Raw genomic sequence first — 26,233 nt, 5'->3', positions numbered from 1 at the left:
AAATTTACATAAAACTACAATTAACTAGGGAATAGCTATGTCACGTGGTTCTGAATGGGGACGCTGGGATTTGCATGTACATACAAAAGGTACAGCTAAAAATGACCAATTTGGAAATATATCTTTTGATGAATACTGTATTCAGCTTTTTAGAAAAGCTTTGGAACTTAATATAAAAGCCATTGGTATCACGGACTATTTTAGTATTGAAAACTACAAAAATGTAAAAAAATTTCAAGATGATATTAACAATCAAGCTCAATTTAATGATGATGAAAAAAATTTAATTTCTAAAATTTTAATACTTCCTAATATGGAGTTACGAATTTCCCCATCCACAGGTGCAGGTAGTTTAATAAACTTACATCTAATCTTTAATCCATCAAAGATTGAAGCTATTGAAAATCAAATTTTAAACCATATACAGATGGTTCATGGTAATGGAAACAAATACCAGCTTAATGAATATGGGCTAAAGAGCTTGGGCCGCTTATATCTTTCAGTAGATCAGCTAAATGACGAAAATCTTGCTTTAAAGAAAGGGATTGAGCAATTCTGTATTCCACACACTGAATTAATTGAAGTTTTTGAAGCGAATAATAATCTAAGAAGTGAAATACTTGTCTTTGTTGCAAATGGAGATAATGATGGTGTTTCAGGATTGAAGAGTCATGAAGAAATTTTACAACAACAACAGGCATCAGCGTTCAGTCTTAGAAACTCTATTTATCAATTGACTGATGGACTATTCTCTGCAAAACCTTCAGATCACAAATATTTCTTAGGTCACGGTCGAGAATCTGCTGAAGAGATAATTTCTAAATACAGATCACTTAAACCTAGTATCCATGGTAGTGATGCGCATTGTCCAGAAGATTTATTTGAACCTAAAATGAACCGCTATTGCTGGATCAAAGCTGAACCAACTTTTGAAGGTTTAAAACAAATCATTCATGAACCTGAAAGCCGTGTTCATATCGGACAACATTGTCCTGAAATAAAAAACACATATGAAGTAATAGATTATATTGAGTTGAACAACACTAATGTTGCAAACGAAAAAATTTACTTTAATGGTAATTTGACTTCAATTATCGGTGGGAGATCATCAGGTAAGTCCACCCTATTGCAATGTCTAGCAAATAAATTGAAACCTACTGCACTAAACACTCTTGACCCATCTCAGCATATTGATGAGCTTTGTTCAAATTTTAGAATTATTTGGCAAGATGGTAAGGAGGATTACAGTAGACCCATTGAATATTTTTACCAAGGACATATGTATTCAAAGTCAAAAGATCAAGGTATTGAAGATATAGTTAAGGACTTGATACAGCAAAAAGACAACAAGCTTTTTTCTAAATTTAAAGAACAAAATGATTTTTTAAGACATGAAATTTCAGGGAAAGTATCTACTTATTTTTCAATTCTAAGCTCTTTAAGTGACTATCAATCACAATTGATACAAAAAGGTAATAAGGATGATATTCAAAATCAAGTTAATGAATTATCTATAAAAATTCAAAATAATGATATTGGAAATATAACTCAGGAGGAAATGGCTGATTTTAATGCTTCGAATGAAACTTTGAAAATTCTTAATAAAAATCTTGAAGGGCTTATTACCTTTAAAGAACTACTTATAGATAAGCACTGTTCTGATTTCTACCAACTGTTAAATCCATTAGAACTTAATTTAAATTATGTGCTAGTACAATCACACTTTGAATCCTTTGCAAGTGAAATAGAAAAATTTACAACTACTCAATTTGAGCAATTCAAAAAGCTATCCCTACAAACTATTTCTGATCAAATCCTAAAAATTGAACAAGAAATTTTAGGTATCCAAAGTACTGACACATTTAAAAAAGTAGAAGTCTATCTAAAGTCTTCTGATGCTATAAAACCATTGCTAGAAAGGCTGAACATTGAAAAAGCTAAGATTCAAGAAATTGATGATATTTTAGAAAAAATTGCTGAATTAAAAAAATCTTTAGAAAGTCTGAAAACTGAGTTTCAGCGTACAATTTGGTTATCGATGTCTAATGTAGCTTCCGAATTAATTCAGGCTATATCATCAATTACAATCAGCCAAGATCTACAAATAATTGCAACGAATATGTTTGATAAATTTAAGTTCAATGAATTTATCAAAAAGACAATTAACCAACAGCCTGAAAAGGCCAAACTATTCGCTGAAATGCAAGTAGCTTCTCAAATAGAGCTATTAGATAAATATCATGAAATAGTAGCATCCTTAGAAGAAGGAGAAATTCGTTTTAGAGGTGGTACTACTTTAGAAACATTTACGAAAGAATTCTTTGATAATTCATGGTTTAAAATAAAATTTGACGTGATCTATGATGGTGACAACTACAATGAAATGTCACAAGGCAAAAAAGCTTTTGTAGTGTTAAAAATGACTTTAGATTGTAGTGAAAGTAAGTGCCCTATTATCATCGACCAACCTGAAGATGACTTAGATAATCGAGCTATCTATTCTGAATTGGTTACTTTCCTAAAACAAAAGAAAAAGGAAAGACAAATTATTCTTGTGACTCACAATGCAAATGTTGTTGTGAATGCCGATAGTGAGCTAATCATTGTTGCCAATCAACATGGGATTCATAGTCCAAATATGAATAATCATAAGTTCCAATATAAGTTTGGCAGTATTGAATCACTAGATCATGATCCAAGTTGTTCATCCACTTTAAATCAAAAAACAATTAAGTCACATATATGTGAAATTCTTGAAGGTGGAGATAGAGCCTTTAAGTTACGAGAACAAAAATATAATTTAGCTTCATAAATAAAAAGACCGCCTAAGCGGTCTTTTTTTATGAACCTATTATCAAGCAACAGGCGCTAACGTAAACAACACCTGTCCCGTTTTCACCGTCTGCCCTTTTTCAATGGTAATTTCAGAAACCTTCATCCGTTCAGGTGCAATAATCGGGATCTCAATTTTCATCGCTTCAATCACAGCAAGCGTTGCACCTTCTTCCACAATATCACCTGACTTGCATTCAATTTTCCAAATACTTCCCGGCATATGTGATTCCACAGCACAACCACCTTCTGGAATTTGAACATCACTATCATCAGTTACGGTATCTAAGCTTTCAGACACATACTCTGCAAGCCCAGCTTCATGCCAACGACGACGTTCTTCATCAAAATTGGCTTGTTGGATGGATTTAAATGCTGAGATTGATTCTGCATTTTCAGTTAAGAAGTCATTGTATTCTTTTAGGTTCAGTACACCCTCTTCTACACGCAGTTTTAAGCGACCCGCTTTGAAGTCTTCACGCATCTGCATCAGTTCAGCTTCTGAAACTTCATAAAACTTAATTTGGTCAAAGAAGCGTAATAACCACGGCATACCTTGCTCAAAGTCAGGGTTTTTACGATAACGAGACCACATTTGCGTAGTACGACCCACGAACTGATAGCCTCCCGGACCTTCCATACCGTACACGCACATATACGCACCGCCAATACCGACAGCATTTTCAGGTGTCCATGTCCGTGCAGGGTTGTATTTGGTGGTGACTAAACGCTGGCGAGGATCAAGTGGTGTTGCCACAGGTGCACCTAAATACACATCGCCCAAACCCATGACCAAATAACTCGCGTCATAAACCACATCTTTGACCGCTTGTTTGTCTTTTAAACCATTAATACGACGGATAAACTCAATATTATCAGGACACCATGGTGCATCTGGACGTACCGTTTGCATATAACGCTCTGTCGCTAGCTGGGTTTGTGAATCCTCCCAAGCAAGTGGTAAATACACAGTCCGTGACGGTACTTGCATTTGGGTCACATCAGGCAGTTCAGCTTCAGCGACTTGCAGCAAACGCAATAAATCCAATTGATCAAGCTTGATCGAATCAAAATGGATTTGTAGCGAACGAATCCCCGGTGTGAGATCAATAATCCCTGTGATATTTTGCTTTTGAACCCATTGCATGAGTGCATGAATACGGAAACGTAAGTTCAGATCTAAAACTAACTCACCATATTCCACCAACATGTAGTTATTGCCCGCAGGACGATACACCACATCCGGTAAGCCATTCTGACCTTTTAAAGTATCAAGCACCGCGTTTTTTAAGGTGGAAAGTTCAGGATAAAATGACTCATCAAATGCCACAGCCTGCGTATCATTTGCTTCTAATTGCACATGATATTTTTCATTTAAAAGTTTCGCTTGATGATAACTCACAGGTATAAATCTGACTTTGTCTCCTGCTTTCAATTGACCAAGTTTCCAAAGCTCAGAATTAATCACCACGGCAGGACAAACAAAGCCTCCTAAACTTGGACCATCTGGACCCAAGATAATCGGCATATCGCCTGTGAAATCAATCGCACCAATCGCGTATGCATTGTCATGAATATTTGATGGATGCAAACCTGCTTCACCGCCATCCTCTCGTGCCCATTCAGGTTTTGGACCAATCAAACGAATACCTGTACGGCTTGAGTTAAAGTGAATCTCAAAAGTATTGGCAAAGAAGGTATCAATGTCTTTTTTAGTGAAAAAGTCTGGTGCACCATGCGGGCCGTACATTACCGCAATTTCCCATTCATGGCTGAATGACGGCACTTGTTCAGGCGCAAGCGCTGTCACTTGTTCAGATGTAAATGCCGTGATTGGCAACATATCCCCAATCAATAAATTACGACCGGCATGACCACCAAACTGACCAAGGGTAAAGGTCGCTTGTGAACCTAAATATTCAGGCACATTCAGACCACCTTTAATGCCGATATAAGTACGGCAACCAGTGGCGATTTTTCCACATTTTAAAATCTGACCTTTGCGCACATTCACGGTTTGCCACATTGGTACAAACATACCATCAAGGGTTGATGGCATATCACCACCCGCCAATACAATTTGGCTATCACAATGGAATTTTAAGCTTGGTCCTTGCAAAGTGCATTCAAGCCCTGCTGTGTTATATGCATTGCCTAATAATTGATTCGCAACATTAAGTGACAGCGGATCAATGGCACCTGATGGTGGTACACCCACATCCCAATAGCCCAAACGACCTGTGACATCTTGCACAGAAGTTTGAATGCCTGATTGCAACACTTCAATTTTTTGAGTTTTCCACTCGAATGTATTTAAGAATCGTGTGGTTTGCGTACCGGCTTTAAATACATCGCAGTCGATAATATTTTGTAGATATTCAAGATTAGTTTCGATGCCTGCAACCGATGTTTTGGCAAGTGTTTCGGTCATGGCAGCAATTGCAGAGTCACGATCATCAGCAGTAACAATAATTTTAGCAATCATCGGGTCATAAAATGATGAGACATTTGAACCCGTTTCAACCCAAGTTTCATTACGTGCATTGGCATCAAAATCAACATGTGTAAGTAAACCTGCACTGGGTTGGAAGTTCTTGATTGGGTCTTCAGCATATAAACGTACTTGAATTGAATGACCTTTCGATTCAAGTTGTGCTGTTGGTGCAATCCAATCCCCACTACCGAGAGTCACCATCCATTCCACAAGGTCTACACCAAACACTTGCTCCGTCACGCCATGTTCAACTTGCAGGCGGGTATTCACTTCTAAGAAGTAGAATTCTTGCGTGTCAGTATCCATGACAAATTCTACTGTGCCTGCCGAACGGTAATTCACCGACTGCATCAGCCCAATTGCAACCGATTGAATATAGGCACGTTGCTCATCATTAATATGTGGTGCTGGGGTTTCTTCCACGACTTTTTGGTTACGGCGCTGCACCGAACAATCACGCTCACCGAGTGCTAAAACTAAGCCTTTACCATCACCAAAAATCTGCACTTCGATATGACGGGCATTCTGTACAAATTTCTCTAAATATAAACCTGCGTCTTTAAAGTTGGCTTGGGCAAGATATGACACTGTAGAATAAGCATCTTTCAGCTCTTCTTCATTCCACACCAAACGCATGCCGATACCGCCGCCGCCTGCAGTACTTTTCAGCATGACAGGATAACCAATACGATTAGCTTCAAGCAGTGCTTCAGCTTCATCTACCAAAAGCTGACTGCCCGGAAGTAGCGGCACATTAGCTTGAATCGCAAGCTTACGCGCGGTATGTTTTAAGCCAAATGATTTCATTTGTGCCGAATTTGGCCCTAAAAATACTATGCCTTGAGCTTCACAGAGATCACAAAATTCAGCATTTTCAGACAAGAAACCATAGCCTGGATGTATCGCTTCAGCACCTGTTTGTTTCGCGACTTCTAACATTTTATCGACATTTAAATAACTTTGGCTGGCAGGACTATCGCCAATAAATACAGCTTCATCGGCTAAGGTCACATGCAAAGAATCACGGTCTGCTTCTGAATACACAGCAACCGATTGAATGCCTAGTTTTTTGAGTGTACGGATCACACGGCAAGCGATTGCACCACGGTTGGCAATGAGGACTTTATTGAACATGGTATTACTCCTCGCCTTCACGGATGATCAGTTGAATTTTTGTTGGGTTATAAGCATTACATGGGTTATTCAGTTGTGGGCAATTGGAAATGAGGACGATTAAATCCATTTCAGCTTTAATCTCGACATATTTACCCGGTGCAGAAATACCATCATCAAATTTCAAATGTCCCTCAGCGGTCACAGGCACATTCATAAAGAAGTTAATATTTGGACCGATATGGCGCACATTTAAGCCATGTTTTTTGGCAATCGGATGTTGCGACAGAGCAATCATGAAATTATTACGGCAACTGTGCATTGGGAATTTGTCATGTGCATAGCGAACGGTGTTGCTTTCACATGAACATGCACCGCCTAAGGTGTCATGACGACCACAGTTATCGTCATGGATGGTGGCAATTTTGTTGCCAATGTTAGTGTATAGCGCTGTGCCTTTTTCTAAATAAATCTGCTGATTAATAGCCAATGTATCCGTAGCGCTATAACGCTCTTCAGGGTTTTGGCTTGAAATAAATAAGGTATCAACAGCTTGATTACCTTCGAGGTCAACGATACGGAAATATTGCCCTTTTTTGACTTCGCACATCCAAGCTTCGCCAGCAGGACATACCTGATCTAATACTGTTTTTTCTAATGTATGAAATACAGACATTTTAATTCTCCCCAAAATTAAAGTGCGCTAAGTGCGTAGTACCGATTGTTGTTTTGGAACGCACGCTGATTTTGCGGACATGAATCTCGGCATACATCTGTTTCATCTAAAGGATTAGCTTTAAATAAGCTTAGTTGTACATCGGCAGGTGCATATTCAGTGCTGTTATCTAGAGCATGTGGTGCAGCAGATAAAAACACCAAACAATCCATTTCAAAGCGAAGCTCAATGATTTGATTTGTATTGTCCGTAGCAACATAGCTTAAGTTGCCGTTGTCATCAGGTTGAACTTTAGAGAATAAATTTAAGGTACTGCTCAGGTCAGTTGCAGATAAACCAAACTTGGTCATTTCAAGCAGTAAGCTATCCTTACCACTTCGGTACATATCGTTACGGGCATCTTGGAAAGTTTTTGAACCAAATTGTTGTTCGATTTGTTGTGCTGTACTTGGTGCACAAAATGCATCGTTCCAAGCGTGATCGTCTTTGACTATCGAGATCATGGCACGACCTAAATCCGATGCCAAAATATGACTTTTACTTAAATATGCTGTGTGTTGACCTTTGAGACTATCTGGCATGTTGTAGCGTTCAAGCTTATCTTCACTATTTACACAGTACAGCGCCACATTGGCATTTTTTCCAAGGGATTTAAGCTGTAATACTGCCCCACGCTGAATACGCGCTGACCAGTGGTGTCCGCCAGGTAAAAGTTCAGTCCATAGTGCTTTATCATCATGATAATGTGTTGTGCTCATTGCAGCCTCTGCCTAATTCTTAACTGTTTACCTCCCGGGCTTTTATCCCTCCGTGCAGCTTTGCTTTGAATTAAAACGAAGCCGTGAACTCTCGGTCGCAGTCATACATGAAGATGTATCGGAACCCTAGATCACTTTATGATGTATGTAGAAATGCAAAGGCTGTGCCAATTTAGTATTACGGTTTGAATAAATCGTATTACTAAGGTTTTCAGGTTCGTTTTGATGCTTTAGCTGCAGTATTGATTTTAAATTGCGCTATTTTTGAACTGTGTATCTGCTTAGGTATGCATCATCCTTGTGCATGTGCGAGCATGGTTAAGTATTTTTAAATTTATCTTTTTTAGATTTCTGCATAATAAAAAGCCCAATTTTAGTATTGGGCCTTTCCTGTGATGTTTGCAAATAAGCTACTTCCGCTTTTAACTTGCTGATTTATAAAATGGTACCGAGCCATTCACGGTTGCACGATGCATAATGCGGTGCGCATCGCCATAGTCAAACAGCGCTTTGTGCTGCGTACAGCGGTTGTCCCAAATAGCGACATCACCTTCTTGCCATTTCCAGCGCAAGTGAAATTCCTCCTTCACCGCATGTTCAAATAAGAATGTCAGCAACTTCTCGCTCTCTTGTGCATTCAACTCATTAATCTGCGTTGTAAATCCTTCATTTACAAACAACACTTCAGCACCAGTTTCAGGGTGTGTACGCACAACTGGATGCGCTACTGGCGGGTTTTTACGGAAACTATTTTCAAGCCTTTCGCGGTCTGCTGCTGTTGCGCCAAAGCGCTCTAATGGAAAAGATTTACGAATATCATGTGTTGCTGTTAAACCGCGTAGTTGCTGTTTTAAATCTTCACTGAGCGCATTAAAAGCAGCTGTACCACTGGCCCACAGCGTATCCCCGCCAAATTCAGGGATTTTAATGGCTTGCAGCACACAGCCCAATGGCGGTGTGTGACTAAAAGTCACATCGGTATGCCAAAGATCATTGTCTCTTAAATCTTGTCTGTGGCTATCCAGTACAATCACTTCCGGTGCATCATCCATCGCTGGGTAAATCGGATGAATATGTAAAGTACCAAAGGTTTTTGCCAACCTCACTTGCGACTGTGCGCTAAGCGCCTGCTTTCTAAAAAAGATCACTTGATGCTGCAATAGTGCCTGTTTTATTTCCAGCAACAATGGTGTATCGGCATGGTTTAAATCGATACCTTCAATAACAGCGCCAATGTTTGGGTTAATTTGCTTTGCTTGCAATGACATAATTAAATCTTCTTCAATCTCTAAATCTGTTTACAGCTGTTGGCCATACCAAGGCGCCAACTGCTTTTGCAGCCAACGTAAAAATAGCTCAAAACTTACCGCGACAATCGCGATCACAATAATCCCAAGAATCACAGTATCTGTAATTAGGAACTGAGCAGCTGACTGCACCATAAAACCAATACCGCGATCAGCAGCAACTAACTCTGCAGCCACAAGTGTTGACCAGCCCACACCCAAGCCAATACGCACACCCGTTAATATGTGCGGCAAAGCTGTTGGTAAAATCACATATTGCAAAACCTGCAAGCGCGTTGCGCCTAAAGATAATGCTGCGCGTTCACGGTTTTTTTGGTGGCTGATCACACCATGTGCACTGCTGATAATAATTGGCGCCAAAATTGAAAAGAAAATCAGCAGCACTTTGGTGGTTTCACCAATACCAAACCAAATCACCAAAAGCGGTAAGTATGCAAGCGGTGGAATGGGACGAAGAAGCTCGACCAAAGGATCAAATACAGCACGTACCCATTTGTTGAGTCCCATCCATAAACCTAAAGGCACACCAATCACAATGGCAGCAATGAGTGCGCTAAACACACGGCCAATACTTTCAGCCAAATGCTGCCAAAGCGTGGCTTTCATAAAACCTTGCTGGCTGACTTCAATAAACTTCTGCCATACCGCTGCAGGGCTTGGTAAAAACAGATCTGGAATAATTTTCAAAGCGGTTGCCGCAAACCAAAGTACTAAAATGCTCAGTACGCTGCCGATGCTTACAATAAGTGGTAAATTTTTTCTAAATATAGAAATAGATGTGCTTCTATTTAATGTTGCCGTTTCTGCACGATTTTCGCTTAGATGAGCTTTATTTAATTTTTGAATTTGCGTATTCATATTAAGACTCCACCGCATGTAATTTTTGCGCTTTTAAGCGTTCAAACAACATTTCACGCAGCTGAATAAACTGCGGATCAGACTTAATCGCTCGTATAGATTCGCCTTTACGGTAGCGCTCAGCAAAATCCAGCTTGAGCGTTTCAACTATCGTCCCCGGACGCGCTGTCATCAGTACCAATTGATTGCTTAACAAAAGCGCCTCTTCAATATCATGTGTAATTAAAAAGAAGCCTTTTTTCTCTTTAATCCATAAATTCAGCACAAACTCCTGCATACTTTCTCGAGTAAATGCATCGAGTGCTGCAAAGGGCTCATCCAGCAAAATAAATGGCGCATGACTAATCAGCGCACGTGCAATGCCGACACGCTGTTTCATACCGCCTGAAAGCTCCCAAATATTGGCATTTGCTACATGCGACAGCCCGACGGTGTTTAAAATTGATGCAACTTGTGACTTTATCTCTGTACTTTTTAAGCCTTTTAATTTCAAGGAAAATGCCACGTTATCTGACACGTTAAGCCACGGCAGCAAAGCATGTTCTTGAAAGACCACTGCACGTCTTGCATCTGGAGCTGTTAAAACTTCATCATCGATTTTGACGTGGCCAGCGCTCACCGGTTGAAAACCCGCCAGAATATTTAAAAGCGTCGTTTTACCGCAGCCAGACTCGCCAAGTACAACCGTTAAAGTCGATTCAGGCACGTCTAAATTGATATTTTTTAGTACAGCCACCTCTTGTTCAGGATAGGTCAGGCTAATATTTTCCGCTTTTAAGATACTCATTTTCACATCCTTAAGGCTGAACAAATAAGGCTGTCACATTGCCCTTGTAATCGGCTTTGACTTTATCTACTTTGCCTTGGGCTTTTAAAAAGGTCGCTGTATCTAAAATATTCTTGGCAAAATCTGTGCTGAAGCTTTTGGCTTGCTGCTGCTGGTTCAAATAAATATTGCCAGATAGCAGTAATGGAATATCTTTCGCATCAGAACCAGTTAATTGCGCAATGCTATTGATATAAGCTGTATTCGCTTCAAACGCTTTCTGATCTTGATTGTATTCATCTATTTTCTTTAAAGAAGTTTGAACGAAAGATTTTAAAAACTCTGGATTTTGCTCTGCAAAGTCTTTACGAACCACCCATACATCAAAGGTTGGTGCGCCCCATTCTGCAACTTGCTTAGAATCGGTCAGAACTTTACCTGTGGCACTCGCCTTGCTTAAAGCAGGTTCCCATACATAAGTCGCGTCAATATCGCCACGTTCCCACGCTGCTGAGATTTCAGGCGGGCGCAAATTAATAATTTTGACGTCAGACTCTGACAGATTCCAATGCTTCAATGCAGAAAGTAGGCTGTAATGTGCTGTAGAAACAAAAGGCACAGCAATGGTTTTACCCTTTAAGTCTTCAGGTTTTTCAATGCCTGATTTATTGCTCACCACTAAGGCTTCTGAAGCACCCAGTTTTGCTGCGATAAAAAACACTTCAATAGGTAAATCACGGCTGGCGGCAGCAGCTAAAGGACTGGTACCAATATTACCAATACTGACATCACCTGATGCCAAAGCATTTACAACGTCTGCGCCCGTATCAAATTTTTTCCATTCTATGGGCTGTTGGCTGTCTTTTTCATAATCGCCATTGGCCTGCGCCACTTTGCTCGGATCAACACCAGTTTGATAGGCAATAACTACCGCTTTCTGCTCTTTTTGCGCAATTGCAGTCGTTGAAGTGTCAGGAGTAGATTTTTTAGCTTGGAAATATACGAAAGCAGCGATCGCCACAATGACGATCGCCGTAATAATTAAAGGTTTAGATTTGCCGCTCATATTTTTTTCATAAAAAGTGATAACTGATTCACATACTAATCAGTCAGCTTTATGATGAAAAATAAGTTAATTGACAATATTTATCACAAAATTGCATTTATCGATTAGTGGAATACTTATGCTTTTATTCACTAAACGTCTAGCAATCAATTTTCTGCGCGAGATCTTTTAATGATATTTTTTACTTCACTAAGATTTCATGGAACATATGACGTAGCCATTGATGGCTGGTTTTATGATGGCAGGACATATGCCAATATTGCTTCACGCCATAGGTTGGAAATGCAATCGGTGCGTCAAATATTTTTAAGTTACCGCGCGAAAGCAATACTTCACTCAAGTAATACGGCACAGTAGCAATCGCATCAGTGTCTTGCACGACTAAGCCTACACCTAAATAACTAGGTAAACGCATCAAAATATTACGTTTTAAATCAAGGTTAAGCAGCTCATTTTCAATATGGTAATGCCCCATCCCTGCATCAATATCAATGTGCGACTCTGATAAATATTGCTCAGTTGTAATGGTGTCACCCGTTAATCGTGGATGATCCTTAGCTGCAATCACCACATAATATTGCTCAAACAATTTTTGTTGATAAAAGCCGCTTTCCAAATGCGGTAAAAACCCCAATGCTAAATCAATTTCACCATTCGCCATCTGATAACTGGTTTCAGTGGTAATCGGGCGTACATTCAGACGTATTTGTGGCGCGTGTTTTTTTAGATATTGGCTGATTTTAGGCAATAAAACCAAATGCGAAACATCGGTCATGGCCAAAGTAAATTGTTGATCTGAAATGGCTTGATCAAAATTAATCGTAAAATTATTAATAGCTTCAACTTTACTCAAGGCTTCGCTGACTAAAGGAAATAATTGACGCGATAACTCCGTAGGCACCATTTCATTGCCGATACGTAAAAATAAGGGGTCGTTATAATGCTGTCGTATTTTATTTAAAATATTACTGACTGTAGGCTGACTCATCTGCAAGTGTTCAGCAGCTTGTGACACATTTTTGTACTTATAAACATGAAAAAAAATGCTAAGAAGTTTACAGTCCAATTCAAACACGAAAGATTTAATCCCTAATTAAATATTGCAAGTTATGCTGTGCATCATCTGCTGAATTATACAAAAAGCCAATAACGAAATATTACTTTTATTGCAGATGAAACGCCAGTTTAGCCTGCTCAGTTGCATTTGGCTTTTCAACACTCCAATCAGTCCGCATAATAGACCCAGCACGAATTTGGATATCAACATGCTTCAAGGAAAAAAACTGGTTTGTTTTGATTTAGATGGCACACTTATCGACTCTGTTGGCGTGTGGAATCAGGTCGACGCAGATTTGATTCAACAGTTAACTGGACAAACCATTCAACTGGGTTTAATTCAACGTGAACGTGACATTCAGCTGCAATTATTTAAAAATACACCAGACCCTTACTTAATGTACTGTAACTATCTAAAAGATACTTATAAGATTGAACAACACACAGCAGATCAAATCAAACAGCAACGATATGCCATTTCACAGCATTTTTTAGAACATATCATCTTGCTTAAACCACATGCAGCGTTATTTGTTCAACAGCTCATTCAGCAAGGCATTCAGGTGGCAATTACCACCACGACCAGCCTGCAAAATATTTATCGATATCAAAAAAATATTAACATCTATCCAATGCTGCATTTTGAAAATAGCTTTGATCTGATCCTGACCCGTGAAAGTGTCAAAAATATTAAGCCGCATCCTGAAGTCTATTTACAGGCGATTGAACATTTTGCCGTTCAACCTGAAGAATGTTTAATTTTTGAAGATTCACTCATTGGTGTAGAAGCTGCAAATGCAGCAGGCATTGAAGTGGTTGCCGTGTATGATGCATATTCAGAGCACGAAATTGAGCAAATCAAAAATAAAGCGGATTATTTTATCCATGATTTCTCTTCGGTTCTGAACTGAGTTAAAGTAAAAAACATTCGCTTTAAAGTTAAAAAAGCAGCCCAACTTAGAGGCTGCTTTTGATATTTTTGCATCAATAGATAATTGATCTATTTTACTTTTTTATAAATTGATCCAGACCCGACTAAATTTCCAGTTTTTTCGTCAATCGCAAATTCAACAGCACCTGTACCAGAGTTTACAGCCAGTAAACCAGATTCAGCGACAGATGCAGGTACAGGATTTTTCTTTTCAGATTTACCACTTTGTTTATCTTTTAAAGTATTGGTAATGAAATAGTTTTCACCATTTTTACTAATAATCAGCGCATTTTCAAGTTGCGGATCTACTGCGGTATTTTGCCATGTTCCTGCATAATCAGGCGCTGGACTTTGTTTACATGCAGTGAGGAGAATGCGAACAACATCGCAGAAAATAATTGAATCTTTTTCAAAATACTGACCTTGTTTGTCAATGAGTTTTGCATTATAGAAAGCCTTGAAGAGAACTTAAGACCGTTCATGTTGTGCAAAAGTTGCAAACCAAGTCCTGCTGTTTTTCTTTTGTCATGTTTTGAAACATTTGTAGTCTTTTATAATAAATAAGCCCACTTGATCATGGGCTTATTTAAATATTTTCAATCTTTAGATTTATACGATTTGACGCATTGAACCAGTTTCTTCAAAAGTGGCATGCCAAGATAAAGCCTCTTTTAAAATATGCGGCGTTTGACCACCACGCTCACATGCACGTTCAAAGTAGCTCAACAATGCTGCGCGATAATCTGGATGTGCACAGATTTCAATGACTTTACGTGCACGCTCACGTGGTGAAAGACCACGTAAATCTGCCAAGCCCTGCTCTGTAACTACGATGTCAACGTCGTGGTCAGTGTGGTCGGTATGACTCACCATTGGCACGACAGATGAAATCGCACCGCCTTTTGCAATCGACTTAGTCACGAAAATGGCAATGTGCGCATGACGAGTAAAGTCTCCTGAACCGCCAATACCGTTCATCATTTTCGTACCCGTCACATGGGTCGAATTTACGTTTCCGTAAATATCAAACTCAAGCGCAGTATTAATCGCAATAATGCCTAAACGTCGAATGATTTCAGGGTTATTGGATAGCTCTTGTGGACGTAACACAATTTTATCTTTGTACTGATCAAAATTGTTCATCACATGCTGTGCGCAAGGCTCAGATAACGTCATTGAACAGCCTGAGGCAAATTTCATTTTTCCAGAATCAATTAGCTGGAAAGTACAGTCTTGTAGTACTTCTGAATACATTTCCAAATCATGAAAATTCGAATGCTCAAAACCTGCGAATACAGCATTTGCAATCGAACCCACACCTGACTGTAGCGGGCCTAAATTTTCAGGCAAACGCCCTGCTGCGACTTCACCTTCAAAGAAATCAATCAGATGCTGAGCAATCGCTAGGGTTTCAGCATCAGGTTCATCCATTTTAAACTGGGTATCTGGCAGATCATTCAACACAATAGCTGAAATCTTATCGGGGCTGACATTGATCCCAATCGTACCAATACGTTCACCGACCTGAGTCAGTGGAATTGGCCCACGGTTTGGTCGCGCTTTCGGCACATAAATATCATGTACACCTTCAAGCACTGGGTTAATTGTATTATCAATTTCAATAATCACATGATCTGCCATTTCAATGAAATTGGCTGAGTTACCACATGAACCTGTCGGAATAACTTGACCATCTTCTGTAATTGCAGTCGCTGCAATAACGGCCACATTAATGCGCGGTAAATTATGATGACGAATATTATCGGCCATTTCAGACAAGTGTTGGTCAATATACATGACCTCGCCAGCGTTAATGGCTTTACGTAAACCAGGATCTGCCTGATACGGATAACGACGTTCTATCGCATGCGCCGCATTGAGGCGACCATCAATACTATTTCCTAAACTAGCACCCGTTGCCAACGTGATACGAAGAGGATGTGAAACTGCATGATCTGCAAGTGCCAATGGAACCGTCTTTGCCTCACCTGCACCACCAAAACCACTTAAACCAACCACTGAACCATCTTGAATTAACTCAATCGCTTTTTCAGCAGACATTACTTTGTCGCGAAGGGAGAGTAAGCGAATGCGATCTAAACCATTCATAATTAAATCTCAAAAAACAAATATCTCAAAATAAACATCTTTTTTCGCCATCCCAGCGAACTGAGATAGCGTTTGTTATTGCTTATCTAAAAGCTTACTTATATAAATTGAGGCAAATTAAATCAGTTCAACCGCAATTGCTGTTGCTTCACCGCCACCAATACACAGTGCTGCGACACCTTTTTTACCGCCAGTGCGTTTTAAGGCATGAATCAGCGTCACAATAATACGTGAACCAGATGAACCTAGTGGGTGACCAAGTGAGCAAGCACCACCATGAATGTTCACTTTTGCTTCATCTAAGTTAAATCCATCAATCGCCAGCATTGTAACCATAGCAAATGCTTCATTGACTTCCCACAGGTCAACCTCTTGTGCATCCCAACCGGCTTGTGAAAGCACTTTCTCAATAGCACCGACTGGAGCAATCGTGAACTCTGACGGATGCTGTGAATTTGTAGCATAAGCAACGACTTTTGCTAGTGGTTTTAAACCACGTGCTTGAGCCGTTTCTTCTGATGTAACCACCAAAGCAGATGCACCGTCAGAAATTGAGCTGGCATTGGCAGCTGTGATCGTGCCGTCTTTTTTGAATGCAGGACGCAGTGTTGGGATTTTTTCAGGCTTAGCACTTAATGGCTGTTCATCTGTGTCAACAACGACGTCACCTTTACGGCTTTTAACAGTAACTGGTACGATTTCATTTTTGAAGAAACCGCCTTGAATCGCTGCAACGGCTTTATTGAGTGAGTTGATGGCAAAAGCATCTTGCTGTTCACGGGTATAGCCTTTTTTATCTGCCATATCTTGTGCCAGAATACCCATCGATAAACCTGTCTCAGCATCTTCTAAGCCTTCTTGGAACATGTGATCTGTGGTTTTACCATGACCCATACGATAGCCTGAACGCGCTTTTTCAAGTAAATATGGCGCATTTGACATCGACTCCATACCACCAGCAACCACAATATTAGCAGAACCGGCTTTAATCGCATCAGCTGCTTGCATCACTGCCTTCATGCCTGAACCACAAATTTTATTAATCGTGGTGGCACCCGTTGTATCTGGTAAGCCTGCTTGACGCATCGCTTGGCGTGCAGGACCTTGTTTAAGACCAGCCGGTAATACACAGCCAAAAATAACTTCGTCAATATCTGTAGGTTCTAAACCTGCACGTGCAACAACAGCCTGAATCGCTGCAGCACCTAAGTCTGGGGCTGTACAAGATGAAAGTGAACCCTGAAAACCACCCATCGCTGTACGTACGCCATCTACAATTACAATCATTTCTTATTTCATCCTGTTTTAAATCTTTTAACCCCAAGGAACCATGACTGGTTCCTCAGATTTTCCATCTTAATGTTTTTCACAGTGGTTTCGATGAAACCTTAAGATTGAGCGGTGAAGTATTCTTCAGATAGCTGCATGATAAGTTCAGAACCTGCTTTAATGCGTTGAGCACGGGCAGCAAGGTCAGGTAGAACTTTCTCAACATAGAAATCTGCGAGTACCAGTTTGTTTTGGAAGAAGCTCTCTGGTTTTGCAGCCGCAGCTTTGCTAATACACGCAAACATATAAACGAAGCTGAGTAAACCAACAGCGTGCAGGTAATCGACTGCCACCGAACTGCTAAAGTCTGGGGTGGTCTTAGATTGTTCTACAATGAATTGCGTTAATGCTTCAACTTCGTCAGAAACTTGCAATGCTGCAGATTTAACTTTTGAATCAGCCATGGTTGCAGCAAAGTCACGAATTTCAGCAATGTATTCGGCAATAAATGCACCATTACATTTCGTGGTTTTGCGTCCAATTAAATCAATCGCTTGTACGCCATTTGTGCCTTCGTAAATCTGTGAAATACGTAAGTCACGAATGCATTGCTCCATACCCCATTCACGGATATAGCCATGACCACCAAAGCACATTTGCGCTTCTAAAGTAGCTTGTAGGGCTGTATCTGTTAGGTAGGCTTTTGCAATAGGTGTCAATAAAGCCACGCGGTCATTGGCTTTTTTCACTGCAGCTTCGTCAGTTGAATATTTTGTAATATCCAGTTGCTGGCCAACATACACAGCAAATGCACGAGATGCTTCGTTATTGGCGCGTACATTCAACAACATACGACGTACATCACCATGTACTAAAATAGAGTCTGCTGGTTTTTCAGGAGATTTCACACCTGTCGCAGAACGACCTTGTAGACGATCAGTCGCATACTGTGCAGCATTTTGGTAAGCAAATTCTGCAGCGCCAATCCCTTGGATACCCATCGATAAACGTTCATAGTTCATCATGACAAACATCGCCGCAAGACCTTCGTTTTCTTTACCAACGATATAACCTTTGGCACCATCAAAGTTCATAACACACGTTGCAGAACCTTTAATACCCATCTTGTGTTCAATTGAACCCGCTGAAACAGCATTACGTTCACCGACTGAGCCATCGGCATTGACATGGAATTTTGGAACGATAAACAATGAAATACCACGTGAACCCGCAGGTGCATTTGGCGTTTTTGCTAACACAAGATGGATGATGTTTTCACACAGATCATGTTCACCACTGGTGATGAAAATTTTCGTGCCTGTAATATTAAATGAACCATCTTCATTCGGCTCTGCTTTGGTTTTAATGATCCCCAAATCAGTCCCTGAATGTGGTTCAGTTAAACACATAGTGCCTGACCATTCACCCGTATAAAATTTTGGAAGATAGGTTTCTTTTTGCTCTTGCGAAGCACGGTCATTAATCGCCATACCTGCACCCACAGTCAGTAGTGGATACAACATAAATGATGGATTGGTACTCCAAATCATCTCGTCAGCAAGTACTGTCAACATTTTCGGCATGTTTTGGCCGCCCCATTCTTCAGAAGCGCCTAAACCAACCCAACCACCTTCAGCGAATTGTTTAAAAGCGTCTTTAAACCCTGTAGGCGTAGTAACAACACCATTACTAAACTGCGCACCACCTTCTTCATCTGCAGTACGGTTCAAGTCTAGAATAACGTTTTTAGAAAACTTAGCCATTTCTTCTAAAATGGCATTTGCAGTCGCCATATCAATATGAGCTAAGTTTTCATTTGACTGCCAGAACTCATCTGCATTGAATACATCATTTAAGATGAAGTCCATGTCCTTTAACGGCGCATTGTATATTGGCATTGTACTTTCCTTTTCTACAGGCTTTGTCAGCGTCTTTGACAAAGTACTTTTTTAAAGTTGCACGCTCCCGCACAAAATCATCAAATCAATTTTGTGTGGATTTTTTAAAGATCTGTTTTTTCAGATAGATATCTAAAAAGAATATAGATAACGTGTTTTTACCGACAAGTGGAAAATAACCACCTGATATTTTGAGCAGCATTATTTTATTACAATTAAATAAATTTATTGAATTGACTAAATTTATAATTGGTAATTGATTAAAACCAAACATAATAGTACCTATAATCATGTTTAATTTAGGTTGTATTAATAACATAACAACCAAGACCGTTTTGTTAAATGCTGCTTTTGTTGTAAAAGCGAAAAGACAATAAATTAAAAAAAATAAAAATGGAATTTTATTTCAAAAAAATGACCTCAAGGGTTCAGTTTTATTGACATTAATTTTATGCTATGAATTCTATATGTTTTACGCACTCTACTAATGTGTTTATTTTTAAACCAATTTATGTAATATTTGAGACCATAGTGGAATGTAAGATTCACAAGATTTAGCTTAAGCTAGGCTTGTTCACCCTCAAGATGTTTATGGAACAGTTATCATGAGTTCAGTACGCCAACAAAATTTTATCCTTCGCAAGGAAAAAATTTTAGCCATGGCAGAAACCCTGCTATTAGATAATAATCAAGACATCACCTTAAGTGAGTTAGCTTGTGAACTAGATATTGCCAAAGGCACGATTTATAAACATTTTAAAAGTAAAAACCAATTATATTTAGAACTGATTATCTTAAATGAAAAACGATTATTAGAAATTTCAAAAAAATATAATCATGATATTAAAACTTATGTTTCACAATATATGCTTTATAATATGTTGAATTCTAATAGAACTATATTATTACATGTCATTGAAGAACGCTTAACCAATAATGAACGTAAATTAAAAGAGTTATTTGAAGAGCTCTATCGTGTTCGTGAAGAACGTATTATTGAAATTAAGGATATGACCAGTGATTATCTAAAATCACTTGAAAGCGCAATGTCGATACGTGATTATTTATCTTATATTTGGACGGTCACTTATGGTGCATCCCTACTCCTCAATTCAACGCATTATCAAAAATCAATCGGTTCACGTGAACGCTTAATCAAGCTATATATTAATCAGGCGCTGATGACGCCAGATAAAATTTCAGCCGTATAGAATTGATTTATAAATAAAAAAGCCGAACAATTGTTCGGCTTTTTTTTCATTAAACAATATCTAGGTTATGCAATCACAGGTGGGAAGCCATCTTCGGTTAAAGCGCTAATCAATTGCTCTGCACTGGCACTAGATTCAACGTCAACTAATTTTGTAGCTACATCAATAGTGACCGTTGCATTTTCGTCTAAGTCTTTAATCGTTGCTGTTACGCTACGGGCACAACCACCGCATGTCATATTATCAATACGAAATTTCATGATATTCATCCTTCTTTTCTAATAACAACACTATAAACCTTGCCACGATTGTAAGGTCAAGCGGATTTAAATCTTTGCTGTATGGCAGCACTCAGCCATGCCCGTTTCGATTTGATTTAAAATCGTACAATCGGCTTGATCATTACCGGCACAGCCATCTACAGATTGTTGCAAGATCTCAACCATGGCCTGTAAGTCTGCGATTTTTTGATTTAAGGTCTGGATATGTTTTAACGCCAATGCTTTAACTTCTACACTTTGCCGACTTTGATTTTTCCAAAGCCCAAGTAAATCTTTCATTTGTTCAGAAGAAAAACCTAAATCACGCGCATGTCTTAAGAAACTCAAGGTTTTAATATCGGCTTCCGAGTAAACTCGATAGCCGGCATCGGTGCGCTGCGCATTATTTAACAGCCCAATCGATTCATAATAGCGGATCATTTTTGCAGAAATGCCCGATGCTTTCGCTGCTTGTCCAATATTCATCTCAAGACTCCTGAAAAACTGGCCCTTTAAATGCTTTTAAACGCAAGGCATTGGACACAACAAACACCGATGAAAGTGCCATTGCACCTGCGGCGAACATCGGTGAAAGCAATATGCCAAAGAATGGATATAACACACCTGCAGCGACAGGAATCAATGCTGCATTGTAAATAAATGCCCAAAATAGGTTTTGGCGAATATTATTCATCGTCGCAGTACTCAGTGCGATTGCTGTCGGAACCATTTGTAAATTACCCGACATAAGCACAACGTCCGCAGCCTCTATCGCCACATCTGTCCCTGTACCAATCGCCATGCCCACATCTGCTTGCGCAAGTGCAGGCGCATCATTAATGCCATCGCCGACAAAACAAACAACACCATGTTCTTTTTGCAATTGTTGTACAGATTGCACTTTTTGGTCTGGCATTACTTCAGCGATCACATGATCAATCTTCAACTGTCGTGCTATGGCAGTGGCAGTATGTCGGTTATCGCCTGTAATCATGGCCACTTTCAGCCCTAAATCATGCAAAGCTTGAATGGCTGCGAAGGTTGTAGCTTTGATCGGGTCGGCTACAGCAACAATGGCAGCAAGCTGTTGATCGATCGATACATAGAGCGGGGTTTTCCCTTCATTGCCCATGCGTTCCGCTAGTGATGAAAAGATTTGTGTATCTAAACCAAGTTTATGCATCAAATGATCTGCACCGATAAAAATGCTTTGTCCTTCAACAACGGCCTGAATCCCAGCACCAGTCACGGAATCAAAATGCTCAACCTCTAAAAGTTGCACTTGCATCTCTTTTGCAGCTTGAACAATGGCATATGCAATCGGATGCTCAGATTTCTGCTCTACAGAGACCAATAACTGAAATACGCGATCTTTATCAAATGTTTCAGTGACTTCAAAATCTGTCAGTTTCGGTTTACCTTCCGTCAATGTCCCTGTTTTATCGACTGCAACCACTTGAGTATTTTTGAGTTGTTGTAAGGCTTCACCTTTACGGAACAATACTCCAAGCTCTGCACCTCGCCCTGTACCGACCATAATAGACGTTGGTGTTGCCAAACCCATTGCACATGGACATGCGATGATCAGAACTGCGACAGCATTGACTAAGGCATAGGTTAAACTCGGTTCAGGTCCTACAACATACCAAACTAAAAAGGTGATCAAGGCCAACGCCATCACCACCGGTACAAACCATAACGTGACTTTATCCACCAAAGCTTGAATCGGTAATTTTGAACCCTGAGCTTGTTCAACCATATGGATAATTTGTGCCAAAACAGTATCTTGACCTACCGCAGTGGCTTGTATTTTCAAGGCCCCATTTTGGTTAATCGTTCCACCGACAACTTGATCACCGGCTTTTTTCTCGACAGGAATTGGCTCGCCACTGATCATGGATTCATCAATATAACTGTTCCCAGACACTACAGCACCATCGACTGGGCAACGTTCACCAGGCCGAATTTCAATCAACATACCTGTTTTAACATCACTAATCGGCAAATCTATATAGCTACCAGATTGCTCAACACGTGCTGTTTTGGGTTGCATGCCGACTAAGTATTGAATAGCTTGCGATGTTTTACCTTTGGCTTTCGCCTCCATAAAACGACCCAAAAGAATCAACGCCACAATTACTGCGGCTGCTTCAAAGTACACATGAACCGTACCTTGCGGTAATAATTGCGGAGCAAATGTTGCAACACAAGAAAAACTATAAGCAGATAAAGTCCCGACTGCGACCAAAGAATTCATATCCGGGGCAAGTCGCGCAAGTGCTGGTATGCCGTGCTGATAAAAGCGTCTTCCGGGTAGGATTAACACCAAAGTGGTTAATATAAACTGAATATACCAACTATTTTGTGTCCCTAAATTATGCGCAATAAAATGATGAAAAGCTGGAATCATATGTGATCCCATCTCCAAGATAAAAACAGGAACAGCGAGTACCAATGCGATGATTAAATCACGTTTGAGTAACCGAGCTTCGTCGGCTTTTTTTTCTGCCATTGTCGGTTGTTGCTGCGTAGCAATGCTAGCACTGTATCCCGCTTTTTTAACTGCCGCGATCAATTCTTGTGTTTTTGAAGCGGGAGCCTGAACAAAAGCTTTTTCACTGGCTAAATTTACAGTTGCTTTATTGACACCATCAACAGTATTTAAGGCTTTTTCGACTCGTGCTACACATGAAGCACAGGTCATACCGTCAATATTTAATTCAATATTGGGCTGTGCAATATGAAAACCTGCTTTTTCTACGGACTTCGCCAATGCAGAATTTTCAACAGATGCCAATGCCGTAATCGTGGCTTTTTCAGTTGCCAAATTCACTTTTGCATCAATGACCTCTGGAACTGTCTTTAAGGCTTTTTCAACACGTGCAACACACGATGCGCAAGTCATCCCTTCAATTTCAAGTTCAAGCTGCTTTTGTGCAACGCCAAAACCTGCCTTTTCAACGGCCTGAATTACAGCAGAATAATCCACATTTTTATCACTCTGAACATGTGCTGTTTCAGTGGCTAAATTCACTTGAGCATCAGTGATGCCATCGACTTTTTTTAAGGCTTTTTCCACCCGTGCCACACAAGAAGCACAGGTCATCCCTTCAATAGCAAGTGTGCCATCAAAAAGTTTGCGTTCTGTCGAATCTGTCATGGCAACATCCCAATCATATGTGCTTGTTTTAGGCTATAGCTTAAACTTTACCACAATGGGAAGGTCAAGTTTTTCTGACTCACAGCAAGGCTTTTCTTTCAGGTATAAAGAATTGCGAAGATTTAAAAACATAATCAATAATATTGAATAATGATTATTCAATTAGTTTATTTTTCTGATATTAAAACTACACTTTTCCTCATTATTCAGTAAGATAGAGATTCGTGACCACCAAACGAATTACTCTCTTTCGCATGTACAAACTGTCGAACATTTGCTTTAACTGCGCATATTTGTGTGCTTTTTTATTTTTAATTTTAAGTTGGAGTCTAGATCATATTGATGTTTGGCTCACTCAAGTGGTTATCCCTGCTGTCACGATATGCATACTCTTAGGCTTCCTGTTTAAATATATCGCTCGAAAGTTAGGATATGAACCGCCTAAACGAAAAATAAAACAACAAAATGCCAAAAACGATGATCAAGACGCGGCTTAAGACACTTATAGATAACAAAATCATCAATAAAAAAGCCCATTCAAATGAACGGGCTTTTTTTCATGTCAGACCTATTAGTCAGCACTAATATCTTCAAATAAAACTGAAGAAAGGTAACGTTCACCACCATCCGGTAAAATGACCACAATGGTTTTGCCTGCATTCTCAGGACGTGCAGCAAGTTTTGCCGCCGCAGCCATTGCCGCGCCACTAGAGATACCCACTAAAATACCGTCGTGAGTAGCCGTTTTACGTGCCCACTCGATCGCTTCAGCACTTTCAATACCGATCACTTCATCAACAAGGTCTAGATCTAAGTTACCTGGAATAAAGTTAGCACCAATCCCCTGAATTTTGTGTGGCCCAGGAGTCAGTGTTTCGCCTTTTTTCGCTTGGGCAATAATCGGAGATTCAGCAGGTTCTACCGCAACAGAATAAAGCGGCTGATTTTTCACTTTTTCAAAATAACTTGAAATGCCCGAAATCGTACCGCCTGTACCTACGCCTGAAACTAAAATATCCACTTTACCACCGGTCGCTTCCCAAATTTCTGGGCCAGTGGTCAATTCATGAATTTTAGGGTTTGCAGGGTTTTCAAATTGTTGTGGTAAATAATACGTTTCAGGATGTTCGGCAACGAGGCGCTGTGCTTCTTCGACTGCACCTTTCATGCCTTTAGCAGGTTCAGTCAATACGAGATTTGCACCAAAAGACTTCAACACCTTACGGCGTTCGATACTCATACTTGCTGGCATGGTTAATGTAATTGCATAACCTTTCGCTGCTGCAACAAATGCCAAGGCAATCCCTGTATTACCACTTGTAGGTTCTACAATATGCATACCCGGTTTTAATAAACCTTTTTCTTCTGCATCTGCAATGAGAGCTGCACCCACACGACATTTCACAGAAAATGCTGGGTTACGGCTTTCAACTTTCGCCAAGACCGTTGCTTCTGACTGAATCGCACGATTAATACGAACTAAAGGTGTATTACCAATCGCTTCAGCGTTATTACTATATACTGCGATACCTAAATTACTCGTTGCTGGAAAAGCTGAATCTGTTGTCATGACTATTTATCCCTTGTGTATTTATTGAATACGATCTTTAGATGATACAATTATTTTCAAAGTGTGCATGATTTTTTAAGCTAATGTCTTATATTTATGTGCATTTTGTGAAAGCTTGCACTAAAATCAAGCAATAAATTTAACTGATTAACTAAATTTAAACTTATAAAAATTAATGATATTTGATTTCATAAAAAACCATAGAAATTGTCTTATTTATTCAATGTATTAAGCCGTGATATCCGTATACTTGAGCTGTTGTTAATCGTATGGACATATCCAATGAATATCGATCTGGAAATCACTACTATGCGTGATTCTGCCGAATTAGTCGTGGGCGTTTTAAAGTCGCTGGCAAATACGGATCGTCTACTAATTTTATGTCATCTAGCACAGCAAGAATTGAATGTGTCTCAGATTGAAGAAATCACTGATATTAAACAGCCAACCCTCTCACAACAACTGATGATGTTACGTAAAAGTGATGTTGTGACTACGCGTCGTGATGGTAAGCAAATTTATTATTCAATTAAAGATGCAAATTTAGTTCAAGTTCTCAATACTCTTTACCAATTGTATTGCAACCAATCTTATAAATAACATTCAGTTATTTTAAAATTTCAAGCCAGACATGCTGTTCTTGCACTACTACAGATGAATTATCGCAATGGACAGCAATTCAATACCTTAATTTACCGCAATACTTCTTCAAAATATCTATATCTATTTCGAATATCCAAAGCTTTAAATCAGCTCATACTTTTCATTAATTCATTTAGAATGATGGTTTCTTATATATCCCACAAATGTACTGCAATATTGTACGGTCAAATTTATTGCACAAGACTTCTTAGCATTTTTTATGCATAATATATATGAAATTGTGATTTAGATAAGTT

The 26,233-nt window shown here is 39.5% G+C and carries 19 protein-coding genes, 1 pseudogene and 1 riboswitch; of the genes and pseudogenes, 4 read left to right on the top strand and 16 right to left on the bottom strand.

What is annotated here, in order from left to right; all coding sequences use genetic code 11:
* The first annotated feature begins 37 nt into the window (after positions 1 to 37).
* Complete coding sequence (locus G0029_RS07730) at positions 38 to 2,812, top strand: TrlF family AAA-like ATPase (RefSeq protein WP_180107075.1); 2,775 nt, start codon at positions 38 to 40, stop codon at positions 2,810 to 2,812.
* A 42-nt stretch (positions 2,813 to 2,854) separates the two neighbouring features.
* On the opposite strand, the gene uca is transcribed toward G0029_RS07730, so the two are convergent.
* From uca to G0029_RS07690, 8 genes are all read right to left on the bottom strand, one after another.
* Positions 2,855 to 6,460 carry an urea carboxylase gene (gene uca / locus G0029_RS07725; RefSeq protein WP_180107076.1) on the bottom strand — a complete coding sequence of 1,202 codons (3,606 nt, stop codon included), beginning with the start codon at positions 6,458 to 6,460 and terminating at the stop codon, positions 2,855 to 2,857.
* 4 nt (positions 6,461 to 6,464) lie between these two features.
* Positions 6,465 to 7,115 carry an urea amidolyase associated protein UAAP2 gene (locus G0029_RS07720; protein ID WP_180107078.1) on the bottom strand — a complete coding sequence of 217 codons (651 nt, stop codon included), beginning with the start codon at positions 7,113 to 7,115 and terminating at the stop codon, positions 6,465 to 6,467.
* Between the two features lie 17 nt (positions 7,116 to 7,132).
* Positions 7,133 to 7,873, bottom strand: a complete 741-nt coding sequence (locus G0029_RS07715) for an urea amidolyase associated protein UAAP1 (protein WP_180109881.1) — start codon at positions 7,871 to 7,873, stop codon at positions 7,133 to 7,135.
* A 29-nt stretch (positions 7,874 to 7,902) separates the two neighbouring features.
* A riboswitch (guanidine-I (ykkC/yxkD leader) is annotated at positions 7,903 to 8,014 on the bottom strand.
* 281 nt (positions 8,015 to 8,295) lie between these two features.
* Positions 8,296 to 9,141: a taurine dioxygenase gene (tauD, locus tag G0029_RS07710; RefSeq protein WP_180107082.1), complete on the bottom strand. Its 846-nt coding sequence runs from the start codon at positions 9,139 to 9,141 to the stop codon at positions 8,296 to 8,298.
* A gap of 30 nt (positions 9,142 to 9,171) precedes the next feature.
* Positions 9,172 to 10,038, bottom strand: a complete 867-nt coding sequence (gene tauC / locus G0029_RS07705) for a taurine ABC transporter permease TauC (RefSeq protein ID WP_180107084.1) — start codon at positions 10,036 to 10,038, stop codon at positions 9,172 to 9,174.
* A gap of 1 nt (position 10,039) precedes the next feature.
* On the bottom strand, positions 10,040 to 10,825 hold the full coding sequence (locus G0029_RS07700; RefSeq protein WP_180109880.1) for a taurine ABC transporter ATP-binding protein: 786 nt from the start codon (positions 10,823 to 10,825) through the stop codon (positions 10,040 to 10,042).
* A gap of 10 nt (positions 10,826 to 10,835) precedes the next feature.
* Positions 10,836 to 11,870, bottom strand: coding sequence for a taurine ABC transporter substrate-binding protein (gene tauA / locus G0029_RS07695; RefSeq protein WP_180107086.1), 1,035 nt, complete (start codon positions 11,868 to 11,870; stop codon positions 10,836 to 10,838).
* A gap of 181 nt (positions 11,871 to 12,051) precedes the next feature.
* A complete protein-coding gene (locus tag G0029_RS07690; protein ID WP_111884376.1) occupies positions 12,052 to 12,945 on the bottom strand; it encodes a LysR substrate-binding domain-containing protein in 894 nt (297 codons plus the stop codon).
* A 190-nt stretch (positions 12,946 to 13,135) separates the two neighbouring features.
* Between G0029_RS07690 and G0029_RS07685 the strand changes: the two genes are divergently transcribed.
* On the top strand, positions 13,136 to 13,837 hold the full coding sequence (locus G0029_RS07685; RefSeq protein ID WP_180107088.1) for an HAD family hydrolase: 702 nt from the start codon (positions 13,136 to 13,138) through the stop codon (positions 13,835 to 13,837).
* A gap of 629 nt (positions 13,838 to 14,466) precedes the next feature.
* On the opposite strand, the gene G0029_RS07680 is transcribed toward G0029_RS07685, so the two are convergent.
* From G0029_RS07680 to G0029_RS07670, 3 genes are all read right to left on the bottom strand, one after another.
* Entirely contained in the window at positions 14,467 to 15,966 is a 1,500-nt protein-coding gene (locus tag G0029_RS07680) for a succinate CoA transferase (protein WP_180054798.1), read from the bottom strand.
* A gap of 117 nt (positions 15,967 to 16,083) precedes the next feature.
* Positions 16,084 to 17,253, bottom strand: a complete 1,170-nt coding sequence (locus tag G0029_RS07675) for a thiolase family protein (RefSeq protein ID WP_180107093.1) — start codon at positions 17,251 to 17,253, stop codon at positions 16,084 to 16,086.
* Positions 17,254 to 17,354: 101 nt separating this feature from the next.
* A complete protein-coding gene (locus G0029_RS07670; RefSeq protein WP_180107095.1) occupies positions 17,355 to 19,133 on the bottom strand; it encodes an acyl-CoA dehydrogenase C-terminal domain-containing protein in 1,779 nt (592 codons plus the stop codon).
* 605 nt (positions 19,134 to 19,738) lie between these two features.
* Here G0029_RS07670 and G0029_RS07665 point away from each other — a divergent pair.
* Entirely contained in the window at positions 19,739 to 20,344 is a 606-nt protein-coding gene (locus G0029_RS07665) for a TetR/AcrR family transcriptional regulator (protein WP_078190941.1), read from the top strand.
* Between the two features lie 65 nt (positions 20,345 to 20,409).
* On the opposite strand, the gene G0029_RS07660 is transcribed toward G0029_RS07665, so the two are convergent.
* From G0029_RS07660 to cysK, 5 genes and pseudogenes are all read right to left on the bottom strand, one after another.
* Entirely contained in the window at positions 20,410 to 20,604 is a 195-nt protein-coding gene (locus G0029_RS07660; RefSeq protein WP_078190942.1) for a heavy-metal-associated domain-containing protein, read from the bottom strand.
* Between the two features lie 66 nt (positions 20,605 to 20,670).
* Positions 20,671 to 21,090, bottom strand: a complete 420-nt coding sequence (gene cueR / locus G0029_RS07655) for a Cu(I)-responsive transcriptional regulator (protein WP_111884371.1) — start codon at positions 21,088 to 21,090, stop codon at positions 20,671 to 20,673.
* Position 21,091: 1 nt separating this feature from the next.
* Positions 21,092 to 23,509: a heavy metal translocating P-type ATPase gene (locus tag G0029_RS07650; RefSeq protein WP_413782959.1), complete on the bottom strand. Its 2,418-nt coding sequence runs from the start codon at positions 23,507 to 23,509 to the stop codon at positions 21,092 to 21,094.
* 93 nt (positions 23,510 to 23,602) lie between these two features.
* A pseudogene (locus G0029_RS18560) lies at positions 23,603 to 23,710 on the bottom strand (cation transporter); the annotation flags it as partial.
* A gap of 625 nt (positions 23,711 to 24,335) precedes the next feature.
* Positions 24,336 to 25,334, bottom strand: coding sequence for a cysteine synthase A (gene cysK, locus G0029_RS07645; protein WP_111884368.1), 999 nt, complete (start codon positions 25,332 to 25,334; stop codon positions 24,336 to 24,338).
* 282 nt (positions 25,335 to 25,616) lie between these two features.
* Here cysK and G0029_RS07640 point away from each other — a divergent pair, with 282 nt between their 5' ends.
* The gene (locus G0029_RS07640) at positions 25,617 to 25,934 is read left to right on the top strand and encodes an ArsR/SmtB family transcription factor (protein WP_180078856.1); all 318 of its coding nucleotides are present in this window, start codon (positions 25,617 to 25,619) and stop codon (positions 25,932 to 25,934) included.
* Positions 25,935 to 26,233 lie beyond the last annotated feature (299 nt).

The sequence above is a fragment of the Acinetobacter sp. YH12138 genome (assembly GCF_015218525.1).
Classification (GTDB): domain Bacteria; phylum Pseudomonadota; class Gammaproteobacteria; order Pseudomonadales; family Moraxellaceae; genus Acinetobacter; species Acinetobacter amyesii.
This window is presented reverse-complemented; position numbering and strand designations above follow the sequence as displayed.